The 13080-nt window shown below is 65.2% G+C and carries 10 protein-coding genes, 2 tRNA genes and 1 pseudogene; 8 read left to right on the top strand and 5 right to left on the bottom strand.

Annotated elements, in window-relative coordinates; all coding sequences use genetic code 11:
* A partial coding sequence (gene smc, locus AC1D0P_RS17440) for a chromosome segregation protein SMC (RefSeq protein WP_477677900.1) occupies positions 1-3129 on the bottom strand: 3129 nt, incomplete at its 3' end.
* A gap of 388 nt (positions 3130-3517) precedes the next feature.
* On the opposite strand from smc, the pseudogene AC1D0P_RS17435 reads away from it, so the two are divergent.
* From AC1D0P_RS17435 to AC1D0P_RS17400, 8 genes and pseudogenes are all read left to right on the top strand, one after another.
* Positions 3518-4505, top strand: a pseudogene (locus AC1D0P_RS17435) (aminotransferase class I/II-fold pyridoxal phosphate-dependent enzyme).
* A gap of 19 nt (positions 4506-4524) precedes the next feature.
* Positions 4525-5352, top strand: coding sequence for a 2,3,4,5-tetrahydropyridine-2,6-dicarboxylate N-succinyltransferase (gene dapD / locus AC1D0P_RS17430; protein WP_477677899.1), 828 nt, complete (start codon positions 4525-4527; stop codon positions 5350-5352).
* Between the two features lie 51 nt (positions 5353-5403).
* Positions 5404-6549 (top strand): PilT/PilU family type 4a pilus ATPase, encoded by a 1146-nt coding sequence (locus AC1D0P_RS17425; RefSeq protein WP_477651892.1) that lies wholly within the window; start codon positions 5404-5406, stop codon positions 6547-6549.
* 56 nt (positions 6550-6605) lie between these two features.
* Positions 6606-7769: a succinyl-diaminopimelate desuccinylase gene (gene dapE, locus AC1D0P_RS17420; protein ID WP_477677898.1), complete on the top strand. Its 1164-nt coding sequence runs from the start codon at positions 6606-6608 to the stop codon at positions 7767-7769.
* On the top strand, positions 7766-8659 hold the full coding sequence (gene prmB / locus AC1D0P_RS17415; protein ID WP_477677897.1) for a 50S ribosomal protein L3 N(5)-glutamine methyltransferase: 894 nt from the start codon (positions 7766-7768) through the stop codon (positions 8657-8659). The genes dapE and prmB overlap by 4 nt, the downstream gene beginning before the upstream one ends.
* Before the next feature lie 96 nt (positions 8660-8755).
* Positions 8756-10768 carry an ABC-F family ATP-binding cassette domain-containing protein gene (locus tag AC1D0P_RS17410; protein WP_477677896.1) on the top strand — a complete coding sequence of 671 codons (2013 nt, stop codon included), beginning with the start codon at positions 8756-8758 and terminating at the stop codon, positions 10766-10768.
* A gap of 58 nt (positions 10769-10826) precedes the next feature.
* Complete coding sequence (locus AC1D0P_RS17405) at positions 10827-11081, top strand: GlsB/YeaQ/YmgE family stress response membrane protein (RefSeq protein ID WP_477677895.1); 255 nt, start codon at positions 10827-10829, stop codon at positions 11079-11081.
* Positions 11082-11101: 20 nt separating this feature from the next.
* On the top strand, positions 11102-11605 hold the full coding sequence (locus AC1D0P_RS17400) for a hypothetical protein (protein WP_477677894.1): 504 nt from the start codon (positions 11102-11104) through the stop codon (positions 11603-11605).
* A 72-nt stretch (positions 11606-11677) separates the two neighbouring features.
* Here AC1D0P_RS17400 and AC1D0P_RS17395 read toward each other — a convergent pair.
* The 4 genes from AC1D0P_RS17395 to AC1D0P_RS17380 all read right to left on the bottom strand — a co-directional run.
* A tRNA-Lys gene (locus AC1D0P_RS17395) sits at positions 11678-11753 on the bottom strand.
* Between the two features lie 7 nt (positions 11754-11760).
* Positions 11761-11836 (bottom strand) — tRNA-Lys (locus AC1D0P_RS17390).
* Between the two features lie 93 nt (positions 11837-11929).
* A complete protein-coding gene (locus AC1D0P_RS17385; RefSeq protein ID WP_477677893.1) occupies positions 11930-12709 on the bottom strand; it encodes a tRNA threonylcarbamoyladenosine dehydratase in 780 nt (259 codons plus the stop codon).
* A gap of 22 nt (positions 12710-12731) precedes the next feature.
* On the bottom strand, positions 12732-13080 hold a 349-nt coding region (locus AC1D0P_RS17380; RefSeq protein ID WP_477677892.1), incomplete at its 5' end, for a YeeE/YedE thiosulfate transporter family protein.

The raw sequence follows: 13080 nt of genomic DNA, 5'->3' as shown, positions 1-13080 counted from the left end.
GAAGAGTTCGGGGAACATGCGGCCGAAATGGCCGTTCACCGTCTCGAAAGTGCTCGAGAGCAAATCCCGCGTTTCGATGTCGATCTTCTTGATCGCATCTTCCAGCGTGGTCATGGCCTCGTTCAGGTCGGCGGACTGCGCGTCGAGGAATTGCTTGCGTTCGCGCGCGGTGCTCAGCTCGTCGAGCGCGGCCAGGTTGACCGCTCCCAGCGACTGGATTTCGCGGTTGATGCGGTCGATCTCGCCCTGCAGGCCGGTGAGGCGCACATTGCCGGACTGGATGGACTGCTCGACGGTGGCCAGGTCGGCCTGGGCGTCGGCCAGCAACTGCGCGTACTGCTCAAAGCCCAGGCGCGCGGCCTGCTCTTTCAGCTGGAACTCGGTGATGCGCTGGCGCAGCGGATCGAGCTCGCGCTCGAGTTGCAGGCGGCGCTCATCGCTGGCGCGCAGCTTGCTGGTCAGGTCGTCGTACTGGCTGCGCTTGGCGCCCAGGTCGGCCTCGCGCTCGAGCTTCACGCTCAGGGCGCTTTGCAGGCCGGCCTGCGCGGCGGCGTCGGTCAGGCGTGTCAACTCTTCGCGGGCCTGCGCCTCTTCGCTGGCGATGGAGGCGGCCTGCTGCGCGGCGATGTCGATGGAACGGGTCAGTTCTTCGCGGCGCGAGGCCAGGCTGCGCAGCGCGAACGCGGCTTCCTGGGCCTGGCGCTCCAGCGTGCGCTGCTGCTCACGCGACTCGCCGAGCTTGCGTTCGGTCTCGATCACGCGGTCGTCGAGCTGCGCATGGCGTTCCTGGCTGTCGGCCAGTTGCATGTCGAGTTCTTCAAAGCGGCCCTCGGCCGTGACCTTGCGCTCCTGCAGCTCGCCGAGCTGGGCTTCGATTTCGGCCATGTCGGCCTGGATCTGCTCGCTGCGTGCGCGGGTCTGCTCGGCCAGTTGCGTGAGGCGCAGCACTTCGACCTGCAGCTCGTGGGTGCGGCTCTGGCCTTCGGCGGTTTCGCGGCGGGCCGTGGCCAGGCGCTGGGCGGCGTCTGCGTAGGCGGCTTCAGCACGCACCAGGGCGGAGCGGGCTTCCTCGCTGATCAGGGCCTGGGCCTTGAGCTGTTTGTCGAGGTTTTCAATCTCCTGCGCGCGGGCCAGCAGGCCGGCCTGTTCGGAATCTTGCGCGTAAAAACTCACGCTGTGGTGCGTCACGGCATGGCCGCTCTGCACAAAAATCACCTCGCCGGCCTGCAGCTTGTCGCGCGCGGCCAGCGCGTCGTCCAGGCTGGGCGCGGTGTAGCAGCCGTTGAGCCAGTCGCCCAGCAAGGCCGATTGCCCGGCATCGTTCAGGCGCAGCAACTCGGTCAGCGGCTTGAGGTTGATCGCGGCATTGACGCGTGCGGGCGCGGCGGCGCTGGGCGGCGAATAAAACGCGAGCTTGGCCGGCGGCGTGCCCTGCCCGTCGCTGCCCGCAAAGCCGCGCACCATGTCGAGCCGGGAAACTTCCAGGGCGCCGAGGCGTTCGCGCAGCGCGGCTTCGAGGGCATTTTCCCAGCCCTGTTCGATGTGGATACGGCTCCACAGGCCCTGCAGGCCGTCCAGGCCGTGTTTGGCCAGCCAGGGCTTGAGTTTGCCGTCGGTCTTGACCTTTTCCTGCAAGGCCTTGAGGGCTTCCATGCGTGCCGACAGGTCGGCCCGCTTGGCGGATTCGGTGTTGACGGTGTGCTGCAGCGTGCGGCGTTCCTCGTCGAGCTGCGGCACGCTGTCGGTCAGCTCGTGCAGGCGGGCCTCGGCTTCGGCCTGGGCTTCCTGCGCGGCGGCGAACTGGGTGTTCAGGTTGGCCAGGCGCGCTTCGTCGGGCGCGTTAAGCGCGTTACGGTCGGCCGTGAGCTTTTCAAGCCGAAGGCCCAGGCTGCGCGACTGCTCTTCGATGTTGCGCTGGTCGGCGGCCAGCACCTGGATCTGCTGCTGCACCTGGCCCACACTGGCGCGCTGCTCGTTGGCCTTGGCCTGGGCCTGGCGCAGCGCGTCTTCGAGCGCGGGCAGCTGCGTCTGGTGTTCTTCGGTCTGCGCGGCCAGCAGTTCGGCTTTCTCCTCGGCCTCGATGGCTTGCGCGGCCAGGCTTTCGGTTTCGACGGCGGCGTCTTCCTTGCGGGTGGCCCACTGCGCGGTCTGTTCCTTGAGCTGGTTCAGCCGCTGCTCGACGCGCTGGCGGCCGTCGACCACAAAGCGGATTTCGGCTTCCAGCCGGCCGACTTCGGCGCTGGCCTCATAAAGCATGCCCTGGGCCTGGTTAACCTGGTCGCCGGCCGCATAGTGGGCCTGGCGAATGGTTTCCAGGTCGGCCTCGATGTGGCGCAGGTCAGCCACGCGGCTTTCCAGGTCGTTCACGGCTTTTTCGGCATCGGCCTTCACCTTGGCCTGGTCGGCCTCGCTCTCGGCCCGCTTCAAGAACCACAGCTGGTGCTGCTTGAGGCTGGCGTCGGCGTGCAGGGTGTTGTAGCGCAGGGCCACTTCTGCCTGCTTTTCGAGCCGGTCGAGGTTGGCGTTGAGTTCGCGCAGGATGTCCTCGACGCGGGTCAGGTTCTCGCGGGTGTCGGACAGGCGGTTGGCGGTCTCGCGGCGGCGTTCCTTGTACTTGGAGACGCCGGCGGCTTCCTCGAGGAAGAGGCGCAGCTCTTCGGGCTTGGACTCGATGATGCGGCTGATGGTGCCCTGGCCGATGATGGCGTAAGCGCGCGGGCCCAGGCCGGTGCCCAGGAACACGTCCTGCACGTCGCGGCGGCGCACCGGCTGGTTGTTGATGTAGTAGCTGGAGGTGCCGTCGCGCGTCAGCACGCGCTTGACGGCGATCTCGACAAACTGGCCCCACTGGCCGCCGGCGCGGTGGTCGGCGTTGTCGAACACCAGTTCCACGCTGGAGCGGCTGGCCGGTTTGCGCGTGGTGGTGCCGTTGAAGATGACGTCCTGCATGGACTCGCCGCGCAGTTCGGAGGCTTTGCTCTCACCGAGCACCCAGCGCACCGCGTCCATGATGTTGGACTTGCCGCAGCCGTTGGGGCCTACCACACCCACCAATTGGCCGGGCAAGACGAAATTGGTGGGCTCCGCGAATGACTTGAAACCTGATAGCTTGATCGAATTGAGACGCACGGCTGTCCCTGTTTTTATGAGCTTGAGCGTAGCCCGGGGCTAACTCGTTGATTTTTATAGCGTTTTACGGCAAACGCTGACATATCGGGTGCCGCTTTCGGCAAGCGGCACGGTCCGTCATGTTACCCGAGCGGGACCGGGATTTTGCCGGGAAAAAGGCCCTTGACGGGGCCGGCGTGAAACACTTTGCTTCGCGCCGCGCGGGCCCGGCCCGGGCGCCTTCCGTCCTGCCATGGCAGTCCAGCCCTAAACCACCCGTGCCGGCGCCGCTGCCGCAGCATGGGGTCTGGCGTTCAAGCTATCAATTTGGCAGCAGCCTGACCCCCTTGGACATGCGGATCGGGCGGCCAGTCGTTCTGGGGCCGGGCCAAGGCTGGATAATCCGGGTATGAATCCCCTGCTTTCACGCCTCCAGCCCTATCCTTTTGAGCGGCTGCGCCAGCTGCACGCCGACGTAACCCCCAATCCCGCCTTCAAAGCCATCAGCCTGGGCATAGGCGAGCCCCGCCATGCCACACCGCAGCTGATCAAGGATGCGCTGACGGCCAGCCTGAGCGGCCTGGCCAGCTACCCCGGCACCCTGGGCGAGCCCAAATTGCGCCAGGCCATGGCCGACTGGGTGGCCCGCCGCTACGACCTCAAGTTGGACCCGGCCACGCAGATCCTGCCCGTCAACGGCTCGCGCGAAGCGCTGTTTTCGCTCGCGCAAACCGTGCTGGACGCCGGCAAGCCCGGGGCTACCGTGGTCTGCCCCAACCCCTTCTACCAAATCTACGAGGGCGCAGCCCTGCTGGCGGGCGCCCAGACCTGGTTTGCCCCCAGCGACCCGGCGCGCAACTTCGCGGTCGACTGGGCCGGCGTGCCCGAGGCCGTCTGGGCCAAGACCCAGTTGGTGTTTGTCTGCTCGCCGGGCAACCCCACGGGCGCCGTGATGTCGCTTGGCGAGTGGAACCTGCTGTTCGAGCTCAGCGACCGCCACGGCTTCGTGATCGCCTCCGACGAGTGCTACAGCGAGATCTATTTCCGTGACGAGGCACCCCTGGGCGGCCTGCAGGCGGCCGCCGCGCTGGGCCGGCATGACTTCAAGAACGGTCACGCCCATGCTCTCGGCCGTGATGGACGTCGCCCTGCCCGACGCGGGCTTTTACCTGTGGGCCGGAATCCCCGCGTCTTTCAAGGGCTCGGACACCGCGTTTTCGCGCGAGCTGCTCGCTCTCTACAATGTCGTGGTGTTGCCGGGCAGTTACCTGGCGCGCGACGCGCAGGGGCACAATCCCGGCGCCGGCAGAATCCGCATGGCGCTGGTGGCAGAAACCGCCGAATGCGTGGAAGCGGCGCAGCGCATCGTTCAGTTCATCCAATCCAAAGTTCACTGAAAACAAGACCGAAACCAACATGACACAAGACAACCTGCAAAGCACCATTGACGCGGCCTGGGAAAATCGCGCGAACCTCTCGCCCCAGTCGGCTCCCAAGGAAGTGCTGGACGCCGTCGAGCACACCATCGCCCAGCTCAACAGCGGCAAGCTGCGTGTGGCCACCCGCGAAGGCGTGGGCCAGTGGACCACCCACCAGTGGATCAAGAAAGCCGTGCTGCTGAGCTTTCGCCTGAAGGACAACGAACTGATGCGCGCCGGCGACCTGGGCTTTTTCGACAAGGTGCCCACCAAGTTCGCCCATCTGAGCGAAGCCGAAATGCGCGCCACCGGCGTGCGCGTGGTGCCGCCCGCCGTGGCGCGCCGCGGCAGCTACATCGCCAAGGGCGCGATCCTGATGCCCAGCTACGTCAACATCGGCGCCTGGGTCGGCGAAGGCACGATGGTCGATACCTGGGCCACCGTGGGCAGCTGCGCGCAGGTCGGCAACAACGTCCACCTCTCCGGCGGCGTGGGCCTGGGCGGCGTGCTTGAACCCCTGCAGGCCAACCCCACCATCATTGAAGACAACTGCTTCATAGGCGCGCGCTCCGAAGTCGTCGAAGGCGTGATCGTGGAAGAAAACTCGGTCATCTCCATGGGCGTCTACATCGGCCAGAGCACGCCGATTTACGACCGCGAAGCCGACACGGTCACCTACGGCCGTATCCCCGCGGGTTCCGTGGTGGTCTCGGGCAACCTGCCCAAGGCCGGCGGCAAGTACAGCATGTACTGCGCGGTGATCGTCAAGCGCGTGGACGCCAAGACGCGTTCCACCACCAGCCTGAACGATTTGCTCAGGGACTGAAATACGGCCTTTGGGCTCGATGACACATATTGAATTGACTGGGAGCGGACTATGAGCACGATGGAAAGAATCCTTCGCTTGATGGCGGACAAAAAAGCGTCGGACGTTTACCTGTCGGCCCATTCGCCCGCCCTGATCAAGATCAACGGCCAGGCCATTCCCATCAATGCGCAAATCCTGCCGCCTGACGCGCCGCGCAACCTGCTGGCCGAGGTGCTGCCGCCCGAGCGCATCGAGGAGATGGAGGAAATCGGCGAACTCAACATGGCGCTGCCCATCGCCGGCCTGGGCAATTTCCGGATCAGCGCCTTCCGCCAGCGCAGCACCTATGCCGCGGTGATCCGCTTCATCCCGACGGAAATCCCGCCGCTCGACAGCCTGAACGTGCCGCCCATCCTGGCCGACCTGATCATGGAAAAGCGCGGGCTGCTGCTGATGGTGGGCTCTACCGGCGCCGGCAAGAGCACCACGCTGGCCGCGATGATGGACCGCCGCAACGAGATCTCGCTGGGCCACATCCTCACGATCGAGGACCCGGTTGAATTCCTGTTCACCAACAAGAAGTCGGTGGTCAACCAGCGCGAAGTCGGCAGCGACACGCAATCCCTGCAGGTGGCGCTCAAAAATGCATTGCGCCAGGCGCCCGACGTGATCCTGATCGGCGAAATCCGCGACCGCGAAACCATGTCGGCCGCCATTGCCTATGCGCAGTCGGGCCATTTGTGCCTGGCCACCATGCACGCCAACAACAGCTACCAGGCGCTCAACCGTATCCTGAGCTTTTACCCGGTCGAGGTGCGCAGCACCATGCTGGGCGACCTGGCCGCGGCCCTCAAGGCCATCGTGTCGCAGCGCCTGCTGCGCACGCAGGACGGCGGCCGCACGCCGGCGGTGGAGGTCATGCTCAACACCAAGCTGATCGCCGAGCTGATTGAAAAAGGCGACTTCTCCGGCGTCAAGGAAGCCATGGAAAAATCCATGGCCGAGGGCTCCCAGACCTTCGAGCAGGACATCGCCAAACTGATCGTGGACGGCACCGTCACGCGCAAGGAAGGCATCCTGTACGCCGACTCGCCGACCAACCTGATGTGGCGCCTCGAGAACGACTTCGCCGTCAAGGCCAAGATGCTGGAACCCGAGGAAGACCCGGATGACGAACCGTCTTTCACCGAAATCACGCTGGACGTGAAGCACTAGAAAAAAACACGACGGCGCTCGTCTCTTCGGGCCGACTCGAACGCGACTGAACGACCATGTCCCGAACCCTGCACCTCGCCGAGCAACTGATTTCCCGCCCTTCCGTCACGCCCGACGACGCCGGCTGCCAGGCCCTGCTGATTGAACGCCTGGCGCCGCTGGGCTTCCAGTGCGAAACCATTGTCAGCGGCCCCGAGAGCTTTCGCGTGACCAACCTCTGGGCCAAGCGTGCCGGCAAGGCCTCCGGCCCCGCGGCGCCGGCCAAAACCCTGGTGTTCGCCGGCCACACCGACGTTGTGCCCACCGGTCCGCTGGACCAATGGCTGAGCCATCCCTTCACGCCCAGCCACCGTGACGGCATGCTCTACGGACGCGGCGCCGCCGACATGAAAACCTCCATCGCGGCCATGGTGGTGGCGGTCGAGGAATTCCTGGCCGTCCATCCCGACCCGGCCCTGTCCATCGCCTTCCTGGTCACCAGCGACGAGGAAGGCCCGGCGGTCGACGGCACGGTCATGGTCTGCGAACGGCTCAAGGCGCGCGGCGAGGTACTGGACTATTGCATCGTGGGCGAACCCACCTCGGTCACCCAGGTGGGCGACATGATCAAGAACGGGCGGCGCGGCACCCTCAGCGGCAAGCTCACCGTCAAGGGTGTGCAGGGCCATATCGCCTATCCGCACCTGGCCAAAAACCCGATCCACCTGTTCGCGCCGGCGCTGGCGGAACTGGTGGCCACCCAGTGGGACGCAGGCAATGCCTTCTTCCCGGCCACCAGTTGGCAGGTGTCCAACATCCATGGCGGCACCGGCGCATCCAACGTGATTCCGGGCGACCTCGTGGTGGACTTCAATTTCCGCTTCTGCACCGAATCCACCCCCGAAAGCCTGCAACAGCGCGTGCAGGCCTTGCTGAGCCGCCACCAGCTCGATTACGACCTCAAATGGACGCTGGGCGGCCTGCCCTTTTTGACCACACCCGGCACGCTGGTCGACGCAGTACGGGGTGCCATCCAGGCGGAAACCGGGCTGCAGACCGAACTCTCCACCACCGGTGGCACCAGCGACGGCCGTTTTATCGCCAAGATCTGTCCGCAGGTCATCGAATTCGGCCCCCTCAATGCCACCATCCACAAGATCAACGAGCATGTGCCCGTGAGCTCGCTAGCCCCGCTCAAGAACATCTACAAGGGCGTGCTGGAACGGCTGGCCGCGGCATGACCCAGCTAGCGACTCCCCTGACGGTGCTGGCGCTGGTCGAGCAGATGGCGGCCAGGCTGGACGCCGCGGGCCTGAGCTTTGCCGACGGCTTCGGCCAGGGCACGACCAACGCCTTCGACGAAGCCGCCTGGCTGGTGCTCTGGAAGCTTGGCTTGCCGCTGGACGACCTTGATTCAGTCGAGACCCGGGCGGTGACCCCTGAAGAGGAAGCCCAGGTCGCCGCGCTGCTGGACACACGCATCAGTACCCGCAAGCCGGCGGCCTACCTCACCCACGAAGCCTGGCTGATGGGCCTGCCCTTTTACGTCGACGAACGCGTGATCATTCCGCGTTCCCTGATCGCTGAACTACTGGCCGACGCCAGCATAGACCCCTGGCTGGGCGAACACACCCATCGCGTGCTCGACCTGTGCACCGGCAACGGCAGCCTGGCCGTGCTGGCCGCCATCACCTACCCCGACGTCGTGGTGGAGGCAGCTGACATCAGCCTGGACGCGCTGGCGGTGGCCCGCATCAACGTGGACCGCCACCACCTGGACAGTCGCATCACGCTGCTTGAGTCCGACGGCCTGGCCGCCTGCGCGGGCGAGTACGACCTGATCCTGTGCAATCCGCCCTATGTCAACGCGGCCAGCATGGCCGCCCTGCCCCCTGAATTCCGCGCGGAACCGGGCCTGGCGCTGGCTGGCGGCGCCGACGGCATGGACTTCATCCGGGGCCTTTTTCAGAATGCGGCGCGCCATATGAGCGAAAATGCGGTCCTGGTGCTGGAAATCGGCAATGAGCGCGAGAATTTCGAGCGCGCCTTTCCGACGCTTGAACCGCTGTGGTTCGAAACCAGCTCGGGTGCCGACCAGGTCTTGCTGCTGACGCGCGAACAACTGGCTTGATGCTCAGGCTCTTTGCCTGGTGACTGGCGCGGCGCTTGCATGGCAAGCCGTGCAACACCCTCGCCGCCCGATTAATTTTCCTGAAGTTCCAATTCAATGATTACCCTCAAAAACGTCGTGCTGCGCCGCGGCGCCAAAGTGATTCTGGACAGCGCGTCCGTCACCCTCAACCCCGGCGAAAAAATCGGCCTGGTGGGCCGCAACGGCGCGGGCAAGTCCTCGCTGTTCGCCATGCTCAACGGTACGCTGCATGAAGACGGCGGCGATTTTTCGATTCCCGCACAGTGGAGCATGGCGCAGGTGGCGCAGGACATGCCCGAAACCGACCAGAGCGCGACGGCCTTCGTGGTCGAAGGCGACGTGGTGCTGCTGGCCGCGCAAACCGAGGTCGACGCATCCGAAGCCAGCGGTGACGGCGACCGCATGGCCCACGCCTACATGGCGCTGTACGACGCCGGCGCGCACGACGCGCAGGCCCGCGCCCAGGCCCTGATCCTCGGCCTGGGTTTCAAGGTCAGCGAACTGGACAACCCGGTCAACAGTTTTTCCGGCGGCTGGCGCATGCGTTTGCAGCTGGCGCGCGCGCTGATGTGCCCGTCCGACCTGCTGCTGCTCGACGAACCTACCAATCACCTGGATTTGGACGCGCTGGTCTGGCTCGAAGCCTGGCTGAAAAAGTATCAGGGCACCATGCTGGTCATCAGCCATGACCGAGAATTCCTCGATGCCGTGACCGACGTCACAGTGCACATCGAAAGCGCCAAGCTGACCCGCTACGGCGGCAACTACAGCAAGTTCGAAGACCTGCGCTCCGAGCAGATGGCGCTGCAGCAAACGGCCTTCACCAAGCAGCAGGACAAGATCGCCCACCTGCAGAAGTTCATCGCGCGCTTCAAGGCCAAGGCCAGCAAGGCCAAGCAGGCGCAAAGCCGCGTCAAGGCTCTGGACCGCATGGAGAAAATCGCGCCGCTGCTGGCCGAAGCCGACTTCACCTTCGAGTTCAAGGAGCCGGCCAACCTGCCCAACCCCATGCTGTCGATGCAGAACGCCTACTTCGGCTACCCGCCGCCCGAAGGCTCACCCGAAGGCACGCCGCCCACGGTCATTGTGCAAAACGTCAGCAAATCGGTGCTGGCCGGCCAGCGCATCGGCATCCTGGGCGCCAACGGGCAAGGCAAGTCGACACTGGTGAAAACCGTGGCGCGCGCGCTGGCACCTATTCAAGGAGAGATGACCGAGGGCAAGGGCCTGAACATCGGCTACTTCGCCCAGCAGGAACTCGACGTGCTGCGCCCGGCGGACACGCCGCTGGAGCACATGATCCGCCTCGTCAAGGAAGTCACCGCCGCCGGCAAGATCAGCGGCCAGCAGACCCGCGAGCAGGACCTGCGCAGTTTCCTGGGCATGTTCAATTTCGGCGGCGACATGGTCAAGCAGGCCGTGGGCAGCATGAGCGGCGGCGAAAAAGCCCGCCTGGTGCTGTGCATGATCGTCTGGCAGCGCCCCAACCTGCTGCTGCTCGACGAGCCGACCAACCACCTGGACCTGGCCACGCGCGAGGCGCTGTCGATGGCGCTCAACGAGTTTGAAGGCACGGTGATGCTGGTCAGCCATGACCGCGCCCTGCTGCGCGCCGTCTGCGACGAGTTCTGGATGGTCTCGCGCGGCGGCGTGGCACCCTTTGACGGCGACCTCGACGACTACCAGCGCTACCTGCTCGACGAAGCCAAGCGCCAGCGCGAAGAGGCCAAGAAGGCCGGCAATGCCAGCCCGGCCGCCGCCGTCAAGGCGGCCGCACCGGCCGTGGCGGTGGAAGAGAAAAAGCCTGTGCCGCGCGAAACGCCCGAGCAGCGCAAGCAGGACGCCCAGCGCCGCCAGCAGCAGGCCGAGGCTACCAAGCCGCTGCGCAAGGAGATCGAGAAAATCGACCTGCGCATGAAGTCGCTCACCACCGAACAGGGCAGCCTGCAGGCCCTGCTCGGCACCACCACCGCGCCGGCGGAACTGGCCCAGGCCGGCAAGCGCCTCAAGGCCATCGAAGGCGAAATAGGCATGCTGGAAGAACGGTGGCTGGAGCTGACCGAGCAGATCGAGACCGCTGCGGTATAAAGTGAGTTGAGCGGGCCAATCCGGCCCCTCACCACCTCACTGACAGGGAGTTCACAGCATGCTATCCATACTCGGAACCATTGTTGTCGGTTTGATCGTCGGCCTGATTGCCCGTGCCCTCAAGCCGGGCAACGACAGCATGGGTTTCATCATGACTGTCTTGCTGGGCGTCGCCGGCGCCTTCGCGGCCAAATACGCGGGCATCGCCACCGGTTTTTACAAGGAAGGCGATGCCGTGGGCTGGATTGCCTCCATCGTCGGCGCCATCGTCCTGCTGCTGATTTACGGCCTGCTCACCAAAAAGCGCGGCTAGCCGCGCTGAGAGGTAACGCCATGCCCACCGCCCTGCAAATGGCGTCCGGCGACGCCACCCTCGCGGCCGCCGTCAAACGCAGCCGCAAGCTGCTCAACCGGCGTGCCATGGTCGCGGCCGCGGCCAGCGCCGTGCCCGTCCCCGGCCTAGACTGGATGGTGGACGCGGCCATGCTGTCCAGGCTCATCCCCGAGATCAACCAGGAGTTCGGCCTCACGCCGCAGCAACTCGACCAGCTGGAACCCAACAAACGCGACCAGGTGCAAAAAGCCGTGGCCCTGGTGGGTTCGGTGCTGATCGGCAAATTCATCAGCCGCGACCTGGTCATCAAGGCCGCCACCAAAATAGGCGTGCGCCTGACGGCCAAGCAGGCCGCCAAGTACGTCCCGCTGGCCGGCCAGGCCGTCGCGGCTGCCGTCGGCTACGCGGCCATCCGCTACTTCGGCGAGGAGCACATGAAAGACTGCATACGGGTGGCAAGGCAGGCGCAACTGGATATGCCGGCGCTGGGGTATTCGGCCTGATGGCTGGCTCTGCGATTTCCCGCGCCCCAAAAACAAAAGGACTTGGCCTTTCGGCCAAGTCCTTTAAAGGGCTGGTGGGTTCTGACAGATTCGAACTGTCGACCTACGGATTAAGAGTCCGCTGCTCTACCAACTGAGCTAAGAACCCGGAATTCTGGTGGGACCAGCGGGGGTCGAACCCACGACAAACGGATTAAAAGTCCGCTGCTCTACCAACTGAGCTATGGTCCCAAGAAGGTATCTCGCGATACATCCCGGTTTTTACTGCTTCGAGGGCAGCAAAGCCTTGAATTATAGCGTGGTTTTTCAGCGCTCCGCAAAAACTCAGGCGGCAATTTTGTCGAGTGCCCAGCCTGCCGCGCACAGGCCGAAGGTGGAGGTCACGCTCACGACCGACCCATAGCCGTGGCAGTTCAGGCTGCCGTCGCTTTGGGCCGCGGCGGCGGGCTGCAATACGGCCTCGCGGCTGAACACGCAGGCCACGCCGATCTTGCCCTTGCGTGCGGCGCCATGCTCCTTTCGCAGCCGGTAGCGCAATTGCGCCAGCAAGGGGTCGTGCGTGACCAGGGACAGGTCGTCGATGTCCACGCGGTGCGCCAGCCGCTTGCCGCCCGCGGCGCCCACGCTGACCAGGTACACCTTGTTGGCAATCGCCCAGGCGGCCATGGCGGTCTTGGCTTTGACCTGGTCACAGGCATCGATCACGGCCAGCTGCTTGCGGTCAAAGCCGCCCTCCAGGCCCAGGATGCCCGGCCAGTTGGCGGCATCGACAAACTCTTCAATGCCGTCCACACGGCAGCCCGGATGGATTTGCGCGATGCGCTCACGCATGGCCTGCACCTTGGCCTGCCCCAGGGTGCTGTCCAGCGCATGGACCTGGCGGTTGATGTTGGATTCGGCGATGTGGTCGAGGTCTATCAAGGTCAGCCGGGCCACGCCGCTACGCGCCGCGGCTTCGGCAGCCCAGGAGCCCACGCCGCCCAGGCCAACCACCACGATATGTGCTTCGCGTATGCGCTGGGCGCCCGCCGCGCCGTAGAGGCGCGCCAGGCCGCCGAAGCGGCGCTCCAGATCGGCGGGGAGTTCTTCAAGGATGGAGGTCATGGACTGTGAATGAATACGCGCTTCAGGCCGAACGTTCAAGCCGCCAGATTTGATACTTCAATCCCGCCACGCAGCCCGCGAGGATGGCGGCGAGCGCCACAAAGCTCGTGAGGCTCAGGGTCGAGATGCCGGACAGGCCCTGCCCCACGGTGCAGCCCATGGCGCAGACGCCGCCCACGCCCATCAGCGTGGCACCCACCAGGTGGTTGGCGGTGTCTTCCGCGTCGCGAAAACCTTCCCAGCGGAAATTGCGCGACAGCAAGGCGTAGACGGCCGAACCAACCACCACGCCGAACACCGACACGATGCCCAGCGTGAGCACCTTGCTTTTGTCGCTGAAGAACATCAGCCAGTCCACGGTGTAAGCCCTG

The organism is Polaromonas sp. P1_G2 (assembly GCF_056405515.1).
This window is presented reverse-complemented; position numbering and strand designations above follow the sequence as displayed.